The 18340-nt window shown below is 71.6% G+C and carries 11 protein-coding genes and 2 pseudogenes; 2 read left to right on the forward strand and 11 right to left on the reverse strand.

What is annotated here, in order from left to right; all coding sequences use genetic code 11:
- Positions 1–124: 124 nt before the first annotated feature.
- The 3 genes from ACZ7IF_RS26105 to ACZ7IF_RS26115 all read right to left on the reverse strand — a co-directional run bounded on the left by ACZ7IF_RS26105 (position 125) and on the right by ACZ7IF_RS26115 (position 7091).
- A complete protein-coding gene (locus ACZ7IF_RS26105) occupies positions 125–2752 on the reverse strand; it encodes an RICIN domain-containing protein (RefSeq protein ID WP_470975776.1) in 2628 nt (875 codons plus the stop codon).
- Between the two features lie 41 nt (positions 2753–2793).
- Positions 2794–5169, reverse strand: a complete 2376-nt coding sequence (locus tag ACZ7IF_RS26110) for a non-reducing end alpha-L-arabinofuranosidase family hydrolase (protein ID WP_470975779.1) — start codon at positions 5167–5169, stop codon at positions 2794–2796.
- A 356-nt stretch (positions 5170–5525) separates the two neighbouring features.
- Positions 5526–7091 carry a sigma-70 family RNA polymerase sigma factor gene (locus ACZ7IF_RS26115; protein ID WP_470975782.1) on the reverse strand — a complete coding sequence of 522 codons (1566 nt, stop codon included), beginning with the start codon at positions 7089–7091 and terminating at the stop codon, positions 5526–5528.
- A gap of 187 nt (positions 7092–7278) precedes the next feature.
- Between ACZ7IF_RS26115 and ACZ7IF_RS26120 the strand changes: the two genes are divergently transcribed.
- Entirely contained in the window at positions 7279–8532 is a 1254-nt protein-coding gene (locus ACZ7IF_RS26120) for a DUF418 domain-containing protein (protein WP_470975784.1), read from the forward strand.
- A 203-nt stretch (positions 8533–8735) separates the two neighbouring features.
- On the opposite strand, the pseudogene ACZ7IF_RS26125 reads toward ACZ7IF_RS26120, so the two are convergent.
- From ACZ7IF_RS26125 to ACZ7IF_RS26160, 8 genes and pseudogenes are all read right to left on the reverse strand, one after another.
- Positions 8736–8966 (reverse strand): annotated as a pseudogene (locus ACZ7IF_RS26125) (guanyl-specific ribonuclease); the annotation flags it as partial.
- Positions 8967–9168: 202 nt separating this feature from the next.
- Positions 9169–9626: pseudogene (locus ACZ7IF_RS26130) on the reverse strand (SigE family RNA polymerase sigma factor).
- Positions 9627–9715: 89 nt separating this feature from the next.
- Positions 9716–11473 carry an ABC transporter ATP-binding protein gene (locus tag ACZ7IF_RS26135; protein WP_470975787.1) on the reverse strand — a complete coding sequence of 586 codons (1758 nt, stop codon included), beginning with the start codon at positions 11471–11473 and terminating at the stop codon, positions 9716–9718.
- Positions 11474–11599: 126 nt separating this feature from the next.
- Positions 11600–13009, reverse strand: coding sequence for an aspartate ammonia-lyase (gene aspA / locus ACZ7IF_RS26140; protein ID WP_470975790.1), 1410 nt, complete (start codon positions 13007–13009; stop codon positions 11600–11602).
- Positions 13010–13070: 61 nt separating this feature from the next.
- Positions 13071–14093, reverse strand: coding sequence for an asparaginase (locus tag ACZ7IF_RS26145; protein WP_470975793.1), 1023 nt, complete (start codon positions 14091–14093; stop codon positions 13071–13073).
- Between the two features lie 57 nt (positions 14094–14150).
- A complete protein-coding gene (locus ACZ7IF_RS26150; protein ID WP_470975796.1) occupies positions 14151–15590 on the reverse strand; it encodes an amino acid permease in 1440 nt (479 codons plus the stop codon).
- Positions 15587–16264, reverse strand: coding sequence for a FadR/GntR family transcriptional regulator (locus tag ACZ7IF_RS26155; RefSeq protein ID WP_470975967.1), 678 nt, complete (start codon positions 16262–16264; stop codon positions 15587–15589). The genes ACZ7IF_RS26150 and ACZ7IF_RS26155 overlap by 4 nt, the downstream gene beginning before the upstream one ends.
- Before the next feature lie 85 nt (positions 16265–16349).
- Positions 16350–17141, reverse strand: coding sequence for a gamma-glutamyl-gamma-aminobutyrate hydrolase family protein (locus ACZ7IF_RS26160; RefSeq protein WP_470975798.1), 792 nt, complete (start codon positions 17139–17141; stop codon positions 16350–16352).
- Between the two features lie 247 nt (positions 17142–17388).
- Between ACZ7IF_RS26160 and ACZ7IF_RS26165 the strand changes: the two genes are divergently transcribed.
- Positions 17389–18297 carry a LysR family transcriptional regulator gene (locus ACZ7IF_RS26165; RefSeq protein ID WP_470975801.1) on the forward strand — a complete coding sequence of 303 codons (909 nt, stop codon included), beginning with the start codon at positions 17389–17391 and terminating at the stop codon, positions 18295–18297.
- Positions 18298–18340 lie beyond the last annotated feature (43 nt).

An 18340-nucleotide genomic window follows, 5' to 3' on the forward strand; every position in this document is an offset into this window, starting at 1 on the left:
GCGCTGTGGACACCCGGCGGGCCGGCTCCAGCCGTTCGGGGGGTCCGCTCCGGCCCGTCGGCGGGCCGGCGGGCGAGGCCCGGCCGCAGGCCGTCGAGCCTGCGGCCGGGCCCGAGCGCAGGGGTCAGGACGGGTCGCCGTACTGGAGGCCGCGTCCGTTGGTGCCGACGTACACGCGGCCGAAGACGTCGGGGTCACCGGTGATGACGCCGGTGCCGCCGATGCTGCCCCACTGGTGCGCGTCGTCGTTGACGCGGAGCCAGGTGGCGCCCTGGTCGGTGGAGCGGAAGACGCCCGTGACGTCCTTGACGGTGCCGATCAGGTACAGGGCCTGGTAGGAGGCGCCCGGCGCGGGCTTGCCGAAGCCGAGGGCGGAGACGGACTTCACCGGGGCGAGCCGGGTGAAGGTGCGGCCGCCGTCGGTGGAGTGCAGGAGCCCCTGGCCGCCGCCGGCGATCCACAGGTCCCCCGCGACTCCGGGGACGGCCTTGAGCCGGCCGTCGGCGGGCAGGCCGGCGGCGCGGGTGGTGAAGGAGGCCCCGCCGTCGGTGCTGGCGTACAGGGTGCCGCCGGCCAGTGCGTAGAACGTCCCGGCCGAAGAGCGGTCGGCGATGACGACGGCGCCGGTGCTCAGGCCGCTGACCTTCGACCAGCTCGCCCCCTTGTCGGTCGACCGGTACGGGGCCTGGCCCGCCTGGGTCCAGATGATGGCCGAGCCGTCGGCGGAGAGCGCCACCCGGCCGCTGTCGGCGCCGGCCACCGGTTCGGACGCGAAGCCGTTCCAGCTGCGGCCGCCGTCGGTGGAATAGGCGCCGTCCTGCGCGCCGCCCCGGCCGACGCGCACCATCATCGAGGGGTTGGACTGTGCGAAGTCGATGGATGTGCTGTTGGTCATCATCGGGTTCTTCAGCCGCCCGGGGGGCACCTCGGTCAGGGAGTCGTGGCGGAATCCGCCCAGGTCGCCCATGGCCGTGATGACGTGGGCGCCGCCCGGCGGGGCGATCGCGTCCAGCAGGGCGGTCTCCTCCAGCCCCCGGGCGCCTACGCTCCAGTGGCTGGTGCCGCCGCTGTCGGAGGCGTTGGCGTCCCTGCTGCGCAGCATGCCGCTGCCGGTGCCGTACAGCACGTGCCCCGAGTCGAAGGGGTCGATGGCCAGGGCGGTCATCCAGTGCCCGGTGCCGGTGCCCACGTACGGGGCGGCGGATGCGTCCCGCACCGACTTGTCGGCCAGGGCCTTCCATGTCGTGCCGCCGTCGGTGGTCCGGTAGACCTCGTCCTCCGGCCACCAGCGGCCGAGGGTGGTGACCATCACCGTGGAGGGATTGCGCGGATCGACGGACACGCCGGAGAACCCGTAGCTGCCCTGGGACGGGGAGATGTTCTTCCACGCGCCGCCGGCCGGCGCGTGCTTCCACACCGAGCCCGCCGTCACGCCGTTGGGGCCGAGGGCGTTGGTGTACGTCAGGTACAGGGAGCCGTCACCGGAGAGCACGCCGTGCTGCGGCATCTGTCCGGTGGGCTGACCGGGGACGGCCTGCCAGGTGCGGCCGCCGTCGGTGGAGCGGTAGAGGGAGGTGGACCTGTCGGCGACGCCGACGTAGACCGTCTTGCTGCCGGCCGGGCCGTACGTCACGAAGGAGATGCCCGCGCCGCTGCCCGCCCCGTCCTTGACGGGGAACGACGAGACCTGGCTCCAGGTCGCGCCGTGGTCGTCGCTGCGCCACAGGCCGTTCTTGCGCGTGCCCAGCAGCAGGGTGCCGTTGTCCGCCGGGTCGACCGCCAGCCGTTCGCCCGCCCCCCGGCCGTCCTCGTTACCGCCCAGCTTGAAGGGCAGGTCGGTGCGCTGGAACGTACGGCCCCGGTCGGTGGAGCGCAGGATCGCGCCGTTGCCCGCCCAGTCGTTGGTGTAGGTGCCCGTGGCGAGGTAGAGCCGGTTGGCGTCGACCGGATCGGTGGCCAGCGCGTCGATGCCCAGCAGGTTCCAGTCCTTCTCGCCGAGCCAGTCGGTCAGCGGGATCCACTGCTCGGCCCCGGTGTCCCAGCGGTAGGCGCCGCCCATGTCGGTACGCGCGTACAGCAGGCCCTTCTCCCGGGGGTTGAACACGAGTCCGGTGACGTAACCGCCGCCCACCACCTGGGCGTTTCGCCACGTGTACGGTCCGGATCCGGGAGCCTTGGTCTCGGCCGTCTTCACCAGCTTCCACTGCTGGTTGGTGCTGCCATGGCCGCGGTACTGGATGACTGCCGCGCCGTCGGCCGTGGAGCCACCGGATACGTCCAGGACCTGGCCGCTCCTGCGGGAGGTGAGGACGACGGCGTCGGAACCGCCCACCTCGTCCATACGCCATTCCTGGGAGGTGGAAGAGCTGTCGGTCTGCTGCTCGGCGGCGGCCGCCTGGGCGGTCGAGTCGCCGGCTATGCCCAGTACTTTGCCGCTGTTGCGGTTCACCAGCTCGTAGTAGCCGTCTCCGGTGGGTCGCAGTTTCCACTGCTGGTTGGCAGTGTTCTGGTCGGTCCACTGCTGGATGCGGGTGCCATCGGCGGTGGAGAAGGCGTTGACGTCCAGCGCCTTGCCGCTGCGTACGGAGACCAGCCGGTAGTAGGCGTCGCCGTCGACCGTCGCGGCCTGCGAGTCGTCCTGCACGTAGAGGAGGTACGGCACGAGGACGGCGGGCACACCGAGCAGCAAGCCGGTCCCGGTCCAGCGACGGCGGTGGCGTCCGCGGCGCCCAGCGTTCGGGGGGTTCTTCATGGGGGGTGTTCTCCTTGCGTATTCCTGTGGATCGGGGCGGGTCAGCGCTGCAGAGTGAGGAGACCCGGCCGGTACGGCAGCCGGTCGTAGGGGCCGCCTGCCGTGGGTGCCTTGCCCTGGTACAGGAACCGCAGGTTGCAGGGGTCGATGGTCATGGTCTGGTCGGGGTTGTCGCGGACCAGGTCACCGTGGCTGATGTCGTTGGTCCAGGTGGCACCGCTGTTCGCCCTGCCCGCGAAGGGGTTGCTCTCGGTGGCGGCCTGGGGGGTCCACGGACCGTTCAGGCTGGAGGCCGTGAAAGAACGGAAGTAGCGGGCCTCGTTCGCGCCCCTCGCCTCGACGATCATCAGGTACTGGTTCTGGCCCTGGACCTTGTAGACCTGCGGGGCCTCGAACAGCCTCTCGGGCGTGTCACTCATGACCGTCGTGTACGAGGAGCCGAAGCTGCCCGGGAAGTTCCCGATCGGCATGGTCGCCCGGTAGATCTTGCCGTTGTCACCGGCGAAGAAGAGGTACATGTTCTGGTCGTCGGCGATCAGGGTCTGGTCGATCGGTCCGGTGGGGGAGTCGGTGCGGGGGATGCTGCCGGTGAACAGCGGCTGCGGCGCGGACCAGCCGTCGGGGTTGGCCGGGTCGTTCGACGTGCGGTAGATGAAGGGCCACGCCCCCCACTGGTACGCCAGCACCCAGATCTTCTTGGGCGCGAAGTAGAACAGCGTGGGGGCCACCGCGGCCTGGCTCATCCCGGTCTGGCGGGCCGACGCCATGTCCGACCAGTTCGTGAAGGGCCCGGACATCATGGAGCCGTACGAAGAGCCCGAGAAGTTCGACCCGTAGACCAGGTGCTTGCCGTTGTGGGTCACGTGGGTGAAGTCCTTCAGAGAGGCCCACCCGTTCGCCGGCTGTGCCAGCGCACCCGTCGACGTCCACCGGTACGTCGACGGAAGAGCGCACGTGCCCGACGGCGCGGGCGTCGCCGGGGCCGGAGCCCCGGACGGGCCGGTCCACTTCTGGTTGCCGCCGGACCAGCAGGAGTGCAGCTGGATCCCGGTGCGGTTGGCGGTGGCCGCGCCGACGGCGTCGAGGCACAGCCCGGACTGGACCCCGGAGATCGTGCCGTCGGTGTTGATGTTCCACTGCTGGCCGGCGCCGCCGTTGCAGTCCTCGATGACCACCGCGGTGCCGTTGCGGGTGCCCTTGTCCTTGGCGGCCAGGCACTTGTTGCCGTAGACCGTCAGCTGCTTGCCGGCGGTGTGGGTCCAGCGCTGGTTGGCCCGTCCGTGGCAGTCCCACAGCTGCGCCTGGGTTCCGTTGGCCGTGGTGGAGCCCTTGATGTCGATGCAGCGGCCGGAGGCGACGCCCTTGATCGTGCCGGGGCCGCTCCCGGAGGAGGTACCGGGGGCTGTCTTGAAGGCGTTCACGACGGCGGTGTGGGCGGCCTTGGGGTTGCCGTCGCCGTCGAACAGCAGGGGGTTCTCACCCTTGCGCCAGGAGTCGCTGTCGCGGATCCCCCAGACCGTGATGCCGGTACACCGAGCCACGGAGAGGCAGGCTTTCACCGCGCTGGTGTAATGGGCCGGCGACGCCTGGGTGATGTCCAGCTCGGTGATCTGGACGTCGACGCCCAGTGCGGCGAAGTTGGCCAGGGTGGTCTGGAAGCTCGCCGGGGGGCCGCCGGCGCCGAAGTGGCTCTGGAACCCGACGCAGTCGATCGGTACGCCTCGTGACGTGAAGTCCTTGACCATGCTGTAGACGCCCTGGGTCTTGGCGTCCGACCAGTTCTCGATGTTGTAGTCGTTGTAGCAGAGCTTGGCGGAGGAGTCGGCTGCCCGGGCGGTGCGGAAAGCTTCCTCGATGAAGCCGTTGCCCAGCACGTTCTGGAACACCGAGCTGCGGTGCTGGGTGGAGCCGTCGGCGAACGCCTCGTTGACGACGTCCCAGGAGTGGATCCTGCCCTTGTAGCGGGTCATCAACGTGGTGATGTGGTTGTTCATCACACCGCGCAGCGCGTTCGCGTCACCGATGGAGCTGACCCAGGACGGGAGCTGCGAGTGCCAGACGGCGGTGTGGCCGCGCAGGCGCTGACCGTGTGCCGCGGCATGGTTGACGACCTGATCGGCCGGGCCGAAGGTGAAATTGCCGCGGGACGGTTCGGTGGCGTCCCACTTCATCTCGTTCTCCGGGGTGACCATGTTGAACTCCCGGTCCAAGACGGCCGCGTACCTCGGATCGCCGAGCCTGCCGGCGGCCACGGCGGTGCCGAAGTACCTGCCCGAGGGCGCCGCCTGCGTGCCCAAGGGCGTCGCGGCTCCGGCAGAGCCGGGGAGGAGCGTCAGGACACCGGCCACCAGCGCCGCGGCCGACAGTCCGATCGTCAGTGTCCGGCGACCCCGACCGCGCCGGTGCAGGCCCTTCATGATGCTCCTCGGTGGTCTCGCTCCTGTGTGCTGGGCGTGCGGCGTTCACGGGTATCTCGCGTCATGGGGCGCCTTCTTCCGGGGATGTGCCGATGGGTGGTGGGGCACCCGTCACGTCGGCTCGCATGGTGAGCGGCGGAAAGAACCCCACGAAGTGGAGGCTTCCGAACGCGGGACCGCGTAACAAAAAAGGCGCGCGATTCCGACGATCACCCCGTGATGCATCTCGCAGGCGAAAAGTGTTACGTCCGGCCCGTCGGTCCGGTCGTCCATGGGGAAGGGGAGGCCGTGCCGCTCCACGGTGCTGTTCGTAGCGGCACCGGCCGGCGGTCGGCCTGCTGCTCAGCGAGCGGTGCTCAGGACCGGGCCTCGCGGACGACGAAGGAGGCCTGGCCGGCGAAGGCCCGGGTACCGTCGGAGCCGTCGAGCCAGATGCCGCCGTCGCGGTGGCGAATGACCGATCCCGGGTAGTTGCGGGACTCCAGGGTCACCGACCCCGCGACAGCCCCGGGGCGCGGACAGAAGGTGGCGTCCTTCCGGAACAGTTCGCTGCCGTCGTCGGTGCTCAGCCGCAGCCTCAGGTAGTGGTGCCGGAGGTAACGGCCGTCCGCCGCGCGGAAGGTGACGCACCGTGTGTCGGCCAGCCCCCGGACCACCGTGAACGTGACGCGCTGCCGTGCCTGCGCGCTGCTGGACGCGGAGACCGGGCCCAGCGACGCGAAGTCACCGGAATACGTCAGGTAGAGGTCGGGCTGGTCCACGGACTCCAGTGATCGTGCACCCAGCGGAACGGTGCCTCCTGCGACGGCGGACGGACTCGCCGACGGCAGTCCGGCGGACGTGGGCGTGCCCGACGGGATCGGTGTGGGGTTGCCGGTCGTGGGACCGACGGCGGGAGCGGCGCTGACGTCGGGCATCCGGGGCGCCGGTTCCGGCCAGGCCGCGTAGGTGGCGGCCCCCGCGACGAGGACCGCGCCGACGGCGAGGCCCGCCAGCTGCTGAGCGGTCACGGCGTGCAGCTTGCCCGCCACCGCGCCGTGCAGACCGCCTCCCTTGACCGCCGCGCCGGCGGCTACGGGGACCATGGCCGACCCGGCGGCGCTCGCGGCCGCACCGGACAGCAGGCCCTTGGCGGTCAGCGTGGCGATGAGTCCGGCAGGGACGGCCAGGGGTGCGAGGCTGAGGAGCAGCAGCTCGGCAGGGACCCGGTTCGTCGCCGTCGCCGTGCACACCGGGCAGTCGCGGGTGTGCCGCGCGATGCGCTTCCGCCACACCGATGTACGCAGACCGTCCCATCCGGCGACGGTCTCCCCCAGCTGCGGGCACCGCGGGTGGGCCGCCAGCGCGGCGACGATCGTCCGGCTCAGTTCCAGCTGCTCGCGCATGCGTTGCAGGCGCACTCCGGCGTGGGCGACGGTGAGGCCCGTCGCGGCGGCGATGTCCTCACGGCTCAGCAGCCCGGCGCGCTCCTGCCACCACAGGGAGAGAAGCACCTGGTGGTCCGGGTCGAGCCACCGGCCGGCTTCGGCGATCTGACGGCGCTCGTCCGACACGTGGAGACGCAGGATCGCAGCGTCCTCGGGTTCGGGGCCGGCATCCGGTATGTGGAGTGCCTCTTCCATGACCGCGGTCCGGCCGGCGAAGACGCGCTGCCGCTGCCAATGGGTCTGTATCTGGCGGAGCGTGATCGACACCAGCCAGGAGCGGAAGCTGTCGGGAGCGCGCAGGGCAGGCAGATCGCGCACCACGCGCAACAGCGTCTCCTGAACGACGTCGTCGGCGTCCGCGTGTCCGCTCACGGCTCGCCGGACGATGTTGTAGATCAACGGCAGGTAGGCGGCGATCAGCTCTTCACGCGCCCGGTCGTCCCCGGCCTGCGCCGCGATGACCAGGCCCGCGTGGTCCGCGTCCATGAGCCCCATGCCCACCCTCCTCGTTACGGCGTCAGACCCTACGCCCGCGAAGGTGTGCGGCCAAAGCCCGTGCCTCGGGCCGCGAGATCGTACGCCCTGGCCCGCCGGTCGGCGGGGTGGTCCCGGCCGGTCGGCGGGGGCGTCACCGAAGCCTGCCGGATGGTCCGCCTCCCCGCAGCACCGGGAGATTCTTCGTATGACACAGATACGGCCGTCGCAGGAGACATCGGCTCCGCAGGAAAACTCGCCTCCACGGCACGCAGCCCCGCCCGACTCCGCCGGGAAGCTCGCGGGCGGGCCCTCGTTGGGACGCCTGGCAGGAGTGGATCTGGCCCGTGCGCTGGCGGTGTTCGGCATGTACATCGTCCACATCGGCCCGGTGCTCTCGGCGACGTCCGGCGTCGGCACCTGGGTCCGCTACCTGGCCGACGGACACTCGTCGGTCCTTTTCGCCACCCTCGCCGGGTTCTCGCTGATGCTGATCGCCGGCCGCCGTGAGCCGAAGACCGGCCTGGCCGGCCGGCAGGCGAAGGCCCGGATCGCGATCCGCGCCGTGGTCCTGCTGGCGCTGGGCACCGTGCTGGCGATGGAGTACGGGGGTGTGATCATCCTCGGCTTCTACGGTGTCTACTTCCTCTTCGCCCTGCCCCTGCTGCGGCTGCCGGTCAGGCCTCTCGCGATCACCGCCGCGGGGCTCGCGCTCGTCACGCCACAGCTGGCGTTCGCCCTGAACTCGCTGCTCGGCGAGTCCGTCCAGCAGAGCATCAACGCCTACGACCCGCTCAAGAAGCTCAGCGAGGTGGGTGTACTCGATCTGCTGCTCACCGGCTTCTACCCGGCGATCACGTGGATGTCGTTCGTGGTCGCCGGGATGGCGCTGGCCCGCCTCGACCTGTCCGCCGTCGCCGTCCAGCGGCGGCTGGCCGCGCTCGGTGCCGCCCTCACCGTGGGCGCGTACGGGCTGTCCCTGCTGCTGGCGGGCAAGGACGCGCTGCGGAGCATGGCGGAGGACGGGAAGTCGTCCGCCGGGTCCGAGGCGGCGTCCTCCTTCGGCAGCGGGTCCTTCCAGACCCCGCGGTCGGCCTCGGAACTGCTGTCCGCCGGGCCGCACACCGGCACGACGTTCGACATCATCGGCAGCGTCGGCGTCGCGATCCTCGTGATCGTGGGCGCGATGGCGCTGATGGACCGCCTGCCCCGCCTGCGGCGCCTGGCGAAGCCGGTCATCGCCGTGGGCACCATGTCCCTGACGGCCTACGTCGGCCACTTCCTCGTGCAGACGCTGCTCGGCGTATCGGCCGGCGAAAGCACCCAGGTGTCCTGGGTACCTGTGATCGCGCTCATCCTCGGGGCGATCGTCTTGGCGGCGCTCTGGTCCCGCTTCTTCCGCCGCGGACCGCTTGAGGCGTTGCTCAACGCCGCCACCAAGCCGGCGAAGTACATCCGGTGATGCCGGCCCGGGGCGGGCAGCCTTCACGACCCGCCCCGGATACCGCGCGGGCACGGGCCGGTGCCCCGCCGAACGGCTCCGACGGCGTGCGCCAGGCTGATGGCGCCCCGGTGACGGCTGCCGGGATCCGGCTGTAGGCACTGGCGGCCCGCCTCCTGGGGGAGGCGGGCCGCCGTACCGCGATACCGACCCGACGGCCGGCCTCAGCAGCCGAAGTCGACCCGCTTGAAGGTCGCGTAGTGGTCGGCCGTGTAGTGGTCCTCCTGGCCCTGCCGACCGGTGACGATGCGGCGCGCGCCGCGGGTCGGGGAGCCCGGGGTGATGACCGTGTACTCGTGGTAGTAGCCCCTGCTCTGGCTGGGCAGCAGGCGCTCACGGTTCTGGAAGACGACACCGTCCTGCCGGTACGGGAAGGGGCCGCCCGCGTCGATGAGTTGCTCGGCGGACGGAGTGTGCAACCAGGTCGCCACCTCCCGTTCAATCCTCGGCGTCCGCCCGCTGTTCGGGCCGGAGACCGATCGGTGTCCGAGTACTCGGTGCGGGTTCGTGAACTCCAGGATCAGTCGGGTCGCCGGCATGGCGCATGCCCACACCGACGGAAGGGCCACTGGCTCCGGCGTACGGCGCACGCGTCCCTCAAGCGGCGGCCTCGCGCCCGGTCAGTTCCTGGCGCAGAACCCGGAGCGCCCGGTGCAGGGTGCTCTTGACCGTGCCCGGGAGACGCCCGGTGCCCCGGCCGTCACCTCGATGCTGAGCTCCGACCAGTACCGCAGTACCACCACGGCGCGCTGCTTGGTGCTGAGCACCGTCAGGACCTCCAGCAGTTCGGCCCGGTCCAGCAGCTGGTCCGTGCCGTCTTCTCCGGGGAGCTCGGGCGGGCGCTCCACCGGTACTTCGTCCGTTTTGCGGGCGCGCCACCAGTCGGTCCGCACGCTGATCATGACGCGGCGCAGGTAGCCGTCGGCGAGGGACCTGTCGACGATGCCGTCCCAGCGCGCATGGGTGCGCAGGAGCGCCGCCTGAACCAGGTCCTCGGCGTCCGCGGGGTCGGGCACCAGGCGCCGGGCGGTGCGGAGCAGGGCGGGGCGCCGCATTCGGACGTACGCAGTGAAGTCCTCCTGCCACTCGTAGTCCCCTGCGCCGGCTCCGGGGAGCTCGGCCCCGGAGGCGAGCCCGGTGTACGTCATGGTGCCCTCCCGGGGCGTGAGCGTGGGTCGTGGGGTGGCCCGGCGGCCGGCCGGGGGCGGGGACGGCGGTGGCATCGCCGCGGTCGGGGACGGGGGCCCGGGGCCTCGGGGCTCGCCCCGTCAGACGTGGCGGGCGATGGCCGGCAGCAGGTCCTCGAAGCTCCCGCCGTTCTCGGCCTGGCCGATGGCGCCAGCTCGTTGACCGCGTCGAGCTGCGAGGTCGCCTCGTCCAGGAGCAGCAGCCGAGGTGTGCGCAGGAGCGCGCGGGCGATCGCTACGCGCTGGCGCTCGCCGCCGGACAGTTTCGAGCCGCGGTGCCCGACGCGGGTGTCCAGGCCGTGCGGGAGACGTTCGACGAGGGCGTCGAGCCTGGTCCGGACGAGGACGGCGTGGATGTCGTCGTCCGTCGCGTCGGGCGCGCTGAAGAGCAGGTTCTCCCTCAGCGTGCCGGCCAGCACCGGCGCGTCCTGCTCGACGTACCCGATGACGGACCGCAGCTCGGCCAGCGGCCATTGGCGAATGTCCTCGCCGTCGACCAGGATCCGGCCACCGGTCGTCTCGTAGAACCGCTCGATGAGCGAGAAGACCGTCGACTTGCCCGCACCGGAGGGCCCGACGAAGGCGGTCATCCCGGCGCCCGGCACCTCGAAGTCCACCTGCTGGTGGATGTACGGCAGCCCGGGCGCGTAGCGGAAGGACACACCCTCGAAGCGGACAGAGGCCGGACCCCGCACGGCTTCCGAGGGCTGGGCCCGTACGGGCCGCTGCGGGGCCGGCGGCTCCGCCGCCAGGCGGTCCACTTCCTCGATCCGGGAGATCGCGGCCGCCCCCTCCTGGTACGCGGTGGCGGCCTCGACCAGCTTGTACACCGGCTCCATCAGGTACAAGAGGTACAGCAGGAAGGCGATGAGCGTGGAGACGGGGATGTCCCCGGACGCCACCCGGGCCCCGCCGACCGCGAGCACGGCGAGGAACGCCAGCTGGACGGCGAGGTTGTCCGCCGTTCCCAGCAGCGCCTCCCACTTCGCGCCGCGCACGCCGTGGCGCCAGGCCCGCCGGGCCGACGCCTCGACGCGAGCGGTCTCCCGCTCCTCGGCGCCGGACGCCTTCACCGTGCGGAACGCGCCGAAGACCCGCTCCAGGCCGGTGGACATCTCCCCGACGGCCTCCTGCGCGCGCTCGGCGGTCTGTCCGATCTCCGGCATGACCAAGGCAGCAGCCGCGGCGACGACCGCGGCCACGACGAGGGCGACGCCGAGCAGGACGACGTCCAGGAAGGCCATCACCACGACCGCCGCGATCAGCGTCAGCGTCCCGGTCGCGGCGTTGACCACCGCCCGGGTGCTGACGGCCCGCAGCAGCGTGGTGTCGGAGGTCACCCGTGACATCAGATCACCCGGCTGCATCCGGTCCACCGCTGCGAGCCGCAGCCGCAGCAGCCGGCCGATGAGGCTGCGGCGAGCCGCCAGGACCACCGACTCCGCCGTCCGCTCCAGCACATAGGCGCCGAACGCCTCGGCGACGGTGCCCAGCAGCACCAGCACGGTCAGGACCAGCAGGATGGTGGCGACCGTGCCGCCGGACGAGAGCCGGTCGACCAGCGCTTTCGTGGCCAGGGGCTGGAGCAGCCCGCCGGCGGCCCCGATCAGCGCCAGCAGCAGACCGAGTACGACGGCACCTCGGTGCGGGCGGACGTACCGGTACAGCGCCTTGAGCGTCTCGCGGACGTGCGGTTCCTGTGCGGGCTGTGTCATGCCCCCAGCCTGGGAGCCCAGGCCGCCCGTCGGCCATCCGGCGATCGTCGGGTACACCCCCGCCAAGTGGCCGGCACCCCTCGCGCGGGCGGGGACGGCCCGGGAGAGGTGCCGGCTCGGTCCAGGTCAGGGACGGGCGGGGCCGGTTCCGGCGAGCACCTCGGGACGCAGCAGGGCGGTGAGCCGCTCGGCCGGCAGCAGCCCCCGTTCCAGGACGAGTTCGGCCACACCCCGGCCGGTGGCGAGGGCCTCCTTGGCGATGTCGGTGGCGGCGGTGTATCCGATGTGCGGGTTCAGGGCGGTCACCAGGCCGATGGAGTTCTCGACGGTGGCGCGCAGCATGTCGGTGTTGGCGGTGATGCCGCTCACGCAGCGTTCCGCGAGGGTGAGGCAGGCCGCGCGCAGGTGGGTGACGGACTTCGACAGCGAGTGCAGGATGACCGGCTCGAAGGCGTTGAGCTGGAGCTGTCCGGCTTCGGCGGCCATGGTGATGGTGATGTCGTTGCCGATGACCTCGAAGGCGACCTGGTTGACGACCTCGGGGATCACCGGGTTGACCTTGCCGGGCATGATGCTCGACCCCGCCTGGACCGGCGGCAGGTTGATCTCGCCGAGGCCGGCGCGGGGCCCGGAGGACAGCAGGCGCAGGTCGTTGCAGGTCTTGGACAGCTTGACGGCTATGCGCTTGAGGACGCCGGACATCTGGACGAAGGCGCCGCAGTCCTGGGTGGCTTCGACCAGGTCGGGAGCGGTGACCAGGGGCAGTCCGGTGATGTCGGCGAGGTGACGGCGGGCGGCCTCGGCGTATCCGGCCGGGGCGTTGAGACCGGTGCCGATGGCGGTGGCGCCGAGGTTGATCTCGTGGATGAGTCCGAGGGCTTCCGCGAGCCGGCTGCGGTCCTCGTCCAGCATGACGGCGAAGGCGGAGAACTCCTGGCCGAGCGTCATCGGCACGGCGTCCTGGAGCTGGGTACGGCCCATCTTCAGGACGTCGTGGAACTCGGCGGCCTTGCGGGCGAAGGCGTTCTGCAGGACGGCCATGGCGTCGAGCAGTCCGCGCACCGCGAAGACCGTCGCGATCCGCACGGCGGTGGGGTAGACGTCGTTGGTGGACTGGCCGAGGTTGACGTCCTCGTTGGGGTGCAGGTGGCCGTACTCGCCCCTGGTGCGGCCCAGCAGCTCCAGAGCCCGGTTGGCGATGACCTCGTTGGCGTTCATGTTGGTCGATGTGCCCGCGCCGCCCTGGATGACGTCGACGACGAACTGGTCGTGGAGCTTGCCGCCGCGGATCTCCTGGCAGGCGGCGACCATGGCAGCTGCCTTCGCGGGCTCCAGCAGGCCGAGTTCCCCGTTGGCGAGGGCTGCGGCCTCCTTGACGGCGGCGAGGGCGTCGATCAGGTGCGGGTAGGTGGAGATCGGCGTGCCGGTGATGGGGAAGTTCTCGGTGGCGCGCAGGGTGTGGACGCCCCAGTAGGCGTCGGCGGGGACGTCGCGGTCTCCGAGCAGGTCGTGTTCACTGCGGCTGGCGGCGGTCATGGGGGTGCGGTCCTCTTCTTGAGGTGGGCGGATCAAAGTGGTGAAAGGGGCCGAGCGGGAGTCAGGCGGTCGCGGTGACCGGGGGGCCGGGCGGGTCCAGGTCCGCCACCGGGCGGATGCCCCCGACGGTCCGGCCGCCGCCGGTCACCGGCTCGCCCGTGAACCCGGCGAGCAGCCGGGGCTCGACTCCCGCACGTGCCAGAGCGGCGGCCGTCACGGCCGTACGCGCGCGGTCGGCCCCGTCGGCGATCTTCACGGCGATGGCCCGGCCGTCGGGCAGCGCGGCGACCTGGACGCCCTCGAAGCCGTCCTTGGCCAGCAGCCCGGGCACCGCGCGCATCAGTGCGGCGGTGTCCCGCCCGGTACCGGAGGCCATCTCCGGGTGGAGGCGCAGTGCGTTCGCCACGCGGTGCTCGGCGGTGTCCGGCGCGGCAGTGGCGATGCGGGCCGCGGCGCGGGCCAGGCCGTGCAGGGACACCGCGAACAGCGGGGATCCGCAGCCGTCGACGGTGACGTTCGCGATGTGCTGGCCGGTGAGTTCCCCGACGGTCTCGGCGATCACCCTCTGGAGCGGGTGGTCCGCATCGAGATAGGTCTCCAGGGGCCACCCGGACAGCTTGCACAGGTACAGCATCGCCGCGTGCTTGCCGGAACAGTTGTGGGCGAGCCGGGACGGCCCTCGGCCCTCACGCACCCAGGCGTCCCGGACGGCCGGGCCGTAGGGCAGGTCGGGGACGTTGCGCAGGTCGGCCTCGGTAAGACCGGCCAGCTCCAGGATCAGCCGGGTAGCCGCGAGGTGGTGCTCCTCGCCGGAGTGACTGCCCATCGCGAGGGAGAGCAGGCCCCTGTCGAGCGGCAGTCCGGCCCGCACCATCGCGACGGCCTGGACCGGCTTGAGCGCCGAGCGCGGATAGCAGGCGGCCTCGATGTCTCCGAGGCCCATCCGGACCCCGCCCCCGCTGTCGAGGACGACGACGGAGCCGTAGTGGACCCCTTCGATCACACCGCCCCGCACGACGTGGGCGACGGGGGCGTGCCGGGGCTCGCGGATCGCGGGGGCGTCCGCGAGGAAACTGCTGCGCATCACTGCCTCGTTCTGTGGTGGGTCGCTGCTGACCGGGGGGACGGGTGGGCGTCCGGCTCAGCCGTCGCTCCCGGCAGCGGCGCGTGCCACGCGGCCGCGGACCGCGTACCAGCCGGCGACCAGCGCCGCGGCGATCAGCGGCACGCACAGCACGGTCGTGCGCGCCGCTCCTCCGTCGGCGTACATGAGGACCAGGACGGAGGCGAGGAAGGCCAGCGTCACCAGTTCGGTCCACGGGGAGCCGGGCAGGCGGTACGAGGGGCGGGCGAGTTCGCCGCTGCGGGTCTTCCGCCAGAAGAGGAGGTGGCAGACCATGATCATGCCCCAGGTGGCGAGGATGCCGATGGCGGCGAGGTTGAGGACGATCTCGAACGCGTCCGCGGGGACCACGAAGTTGAGCCCGACGCCCAGGACGCACATGCCGCTGGTGAGGAGGATGCCGCCGTACGGGACCTGGGTCCGGCTGAGCCGTGCGGTGAACCGCGGGGCGGAGCCGTTGACGGCCATCGAGCGCAGGATGCGGCCGGTGGAGTAGAGGCCGGAGTTGAGCGAGGACATGGCCGCGGTGAGGACGACCAGGTTCATCACGTCGGCGGCCGCCGGGACGCCGATGTGGGAGAGCACGGTCACGAACGGGCTCTGGCCCGCGCCGTAGCTGTTCCAGGGCATCAGCATCGACAGCAGGACGACCGAGCCGACGTAGAAGAGGCCCACGCGCCACATGATCGAGTTGATCGCCTTCGGCATGATCTTCTCGGGGTTCTCGGTCTCGCCGGCCGTGACGCCGACCAGTTCGACGGAGGCGTAGGCGAAGACGACGCCCTGGATGATCAGCAGCATGGGGAGCAGGCCGTTGGGGAAGATCCCGCCGTTGTCGGTGATCAGGGCCGGGCCCGGGACGGTGCCGTCGACGGGGTGCCGGGTTACCAGGAGGAAGATCGCGATCCCCATGAAGACGACCAGGGCGCCGACCTTGACGATGGCGAACCAGAACTCCAGTTCGCCGAAGATCCGCACCGAGATGAGGTTCACGGTGAGGACCACGGCCAGGGCTATGAGGGCGATCACCCACTGGGGGACATCGGAGAACAGGTGCCAGTAGTGGGTGTACGTGGCGACGGCGGTGATGTCGGCGATGCCGGTGGTCGCCCAGTTGAGGAAGTACATCCAGCCCGCGGTGTACGCGCCCTTCTCCCCGAGGAACTCCCGCGCGTAGGAGACGAAGGCACCGGAGGACGGCCGGTAGAGGACCAGCTCGCCGAGCGCGCGCACGACGAGGAACGCGAAGATCCCGCAGACGGCGTAGGCGACGAACAGGGAGGGACCGGCCTCGGCGAGGCGTCCGCCCGCGCCGAGGAAGAGCCCCGTCCCGATCGCACCGCCGATGGCGATCATGTTGACGTGCCGGGGCTTCAGGGACTTGCTGTAGCCGGTGTCGCCGGCGTCGACGTGACGGGTCGTGGGGCGCTTCTCGTCTTTGAGGAACTGCTCGCTCACGCCTCGGGTCTGCCTTCCGTAGGGGCGGTGGTGCGCTGGGGGCGCACGATGTCGGTGAGGGTCGTCTCGACCCGTAGCAGGTGGTGGGACATGGCTTCCACCGCGTCGTGCTCGCTGCCGTCGGCCAGCGCCTCCAGGATTGCCCGGTGCTCGCAGTTGGACTGCTCGCGCCGGCCGCCCAGTTCGTTGAGGAAGGTCGACTGACGCGCCAGTGCGTCGCGGATCTCCTCGATGACGCGGCGGAAGACGGGGTTGCGGGAGGCCTCGGCCACCGCCAGGTGGAACACGGTGTCCATCGCCACCCACGCGGTGGTGTCGGTCTCCTGCTCCATCCGGTCCAGCAGATGGCCCAGGTGGTCCAGGTCCTCGGGGGTGCGGCGCAGCGCGGCGTACCCGGCGACCGGGATCTCGACGTGCCGGCGCACCTCCAGCAGGTCGCTGGCGGCGTAGTCGCCGAAGGTGGGGTCCTCGACCGTGTTGGCCACGACGAAGGTGCCCTTGCCGCTCTTGGAGACGGTCAGTCCCATGGCCTGCAGGGCCCGCAGGGCCTCCCGCAGTACGGGCCGGCTGACCTCCAAGGTGCGGCACAACTCGGCTTCGGAGGGGAGCTTGTCGCCTACGACGTACTCACCGCGCTCGATGGCGCTGCGCAGGTGGCCGAAGACCGCTTCCATGGCGCTGACGCGCCGCGGGAGGGGGCCACCTGTCTGGCTGTCTGACAGGTTCACGCTGTGATCCTGGGGGGTCCGCCCCGGGGTGTCAAGGCACCTGTGTCGGGAAAGTCCGGCCCGGCGCGCTTCGCACCGTGCGCGTATTCCGTCCGGCCGTCCGGGCGGGACCGGTACCCTCGGCGGAGCCCGCGGCGGCCACCAGGGCCTGCACGACCGGCGCGTCGGCACCGATCTCCGGGTGCCACTGGACGCCCACGGCGAAGGGGTGCCGGGTGCTCTCGATCGCCTCGACGGTGCCGTCCGCCGCGCGGGCGGCGACGACCAGTCCCGCGCCGAGGCGGTCCACCGCCTGATGATGGTGCGTGGCGACCTGGTGCGTCCCCGGCAGCAGGTCGCCGACCCGTGTCCCGGGGACGGTGGTCACGGCGTGGGCGCAGAAGTGGCCCCGGTAGGGGTTGTGGCCGTCGTGGCCCACGCTGTCGGGCAGGTGCTGGATCAGGGTGCCGCCCTCGTGTACGTTCATCAGCTGCATCCCCCGGCACACCCCGAGCACGGGTATGCCGCGGGCGAGGCCGGCCGCCAGCACGGCCCGCTCCCACCCGTCGCGCTCGCGCACCGGCGGCCCGGTACGCGGATGGGGCACGGCTCCGTACAGGGCGGGATCCAGATCCTCGCCTCCCGCCAGGAGGATGGCGTCCAGACGCTCGACCACGTCTGCCGCGGCCTCCGGCGCGTCCGGTGGCAGCAGTACGGCGCGGCCGCCGGCCGCCCGGACGCAGTCCGCGTAGGCCGCGGGCAGCACCGCGGCGGGCAGGTCCCACTCACCCCACTGCGCGTGGGCGAGGTAGGTGGTGAGTCCGATCAGTGGTGGCTGGGGCATGCCACTTCCTTTCGGGGCATGAGGGGTGACCGTCGACAGCCGGAGCCGAACCGAACGCCCCGCCACGGCAGGCTGCGGCGGGTGGCGAGGTGGTGCGGGCGGAGGTCACCGGGACGGCGGGGGAGGGGTGTTCGCGGTCCAAGAGCGCAGGCTTGCGTTTTTCTTGCCGCGAGCAAGAATCCTGCTGGCGTTTATCTCCAATCACAAGAAAACACATCTTCGCGACAGATAAGTGAGCCTTAACTCCGTGCACGCACTCGACCCCCGCCTGCTCGCCACCCTCGAAGCCGTCGTGCGGCACGGCTCCTTCAGCGCCGCCGCACGCGAACTCGGCTACAGCGCGCCCGCCGTCTCCCAGCAGATCGCCGAACTCGAACGCCGCACCGGCCTCAGGGTCCTGGAGCGCCGCCCCGTTCGCGCCACACCGGCCGGCGAGGTCCTCCTCGGCGCGGAGCAGGGCGTTCGCAGTGCGTTGGCGGCGGCGTCGGTCGAACTGGGCGCCATGCGCGCCGGTACGGCCGGACGGATCCGGCTCGGCGCCTTCGCCTCGGCCGCCACCGGCATCGTTCCGCAGGCACTGGCCCGACTTCACGCCGCCTATCCCCACGTGCAGGTCAGCCTCAGCCAGTTGGAGCCCGAGGCCGGCTACAGCCGGCTCAAACGGGGGGACATGGACCTGGCCTTGAGCTACGACTACGACTTCATCCCCGTCCCGCCGCCCCGGATGCTGCGCCGGACACTGGTCGCACGGGATCCGGTGGTGGCCGTCGTCCCCGCACACCACCACCTGGCCGACCGGGAGGTCATCGACCTGGCCAGCCTCGCCTCCGAGACGTGGATCGCCGCTCCGGAGGCCGCGCTGCGCCTCGAACTGCTCTCGCAGATGGCCAACACGCCGGGCTTCCAGGCCCGCCTGCAATACGAGGGGGACGACTTCAACACCGTGCTCGGGTTCGTGGCCGCGGGCCTGTGCGTGGCCGTCATGCCGCGACTCGCCCTGCCCCGCACCCACGCCGAGGTCGTGGCCCGCCCGCTGGCCGAGCCGCAGCTGACGCGCTTCATCTACGCCGTCCGCATCGACACCCGGCACGCCCCGCGGGCCGTCCTGGACCTGGAGGAGATGCTCGCCGCCCAGGCGCTGGCCGCGCTCTCCTGAGGAGCGCGGCGTCCCGAGGTCGTGGGGGTGAACGGATCGTGGA

This window comes from Streptomyces sp. NPDC037421 (assembly GCF_055602105.1).

What these genes read in the sequence shown, in the direction of transcription:
- ACZ7IF_RS26105 (WP_470975776.1), bottom strand. Translation starts at nt 2,752, where the DNA reads ATGAAGAACCCCCCGAACGCTGGGCGCCGCGGACGCCACCGCCGTCGC.
- ACZ7IF_RS26110 (WP_470975779.1), bottom strand. Translation starts at nt 5,169, where the DNA reads ATGAAGGGCCTGCACCGGCGCGGTCGGGGTCGCCGGACACTGACGATC.
- ACZ7IF_RS26115 (WP_470975782.1), bottom strand. Translation starts at nt 7,091, where the DNA reads ATGGGGCTCATGGACGCGGACCACGCGGGCCTGGTCATCGCGGCGCAG.
- ACZ7IF_RS26120 (WP_470975784.1), top strand. Translation starts at nt 7,279, where the DNA reads ATGACACAGATACGGCCGTCGCAGGAGACATCGGCTCCGCAGGAAAAC.
- ACZ7IF_RS26135 (WP_470975787.1), bottom strand. Translation starts at nt 11,473, where the DNA reads ATGACACAGCCCGCACAGGAACCGCACGTCCGCGAGACGCTCAAGGCG.
- aspA (WP_470975790.1), bottom strand. Translation starts at nt 13,009, where the DNA reads ATGACCGCCGCCAGCCGCAGTGAACACGACCTGCTCGGAGACCGCGAC.
- ACZ7IF_RS26145 (WP_470975793.1), bottom strand. Translation starts at nt 14,093, where the DNA reads ATGCGCAGCAGTTTCCTCGCGGACGCCCCCGCGATCCGCGAGCCCCGG.
- ACZ7IF_RS26155 (WP_470975967.1), bottom strand. Translation starts at nt 16,264, where the DNA reads ATGGAAGCGGTCTTCGGCCACCTGCGCAGCGCCATCGAGCGCGGTGAG.
- ACZ7IF_RS26160 (WP_470975798.1), bottom strand. Translation starts at nt 17,141, where the DNA reads ATGCCCCAGCCACCACTGATCGGACTCACCACCTACCTCGCCCACGCG.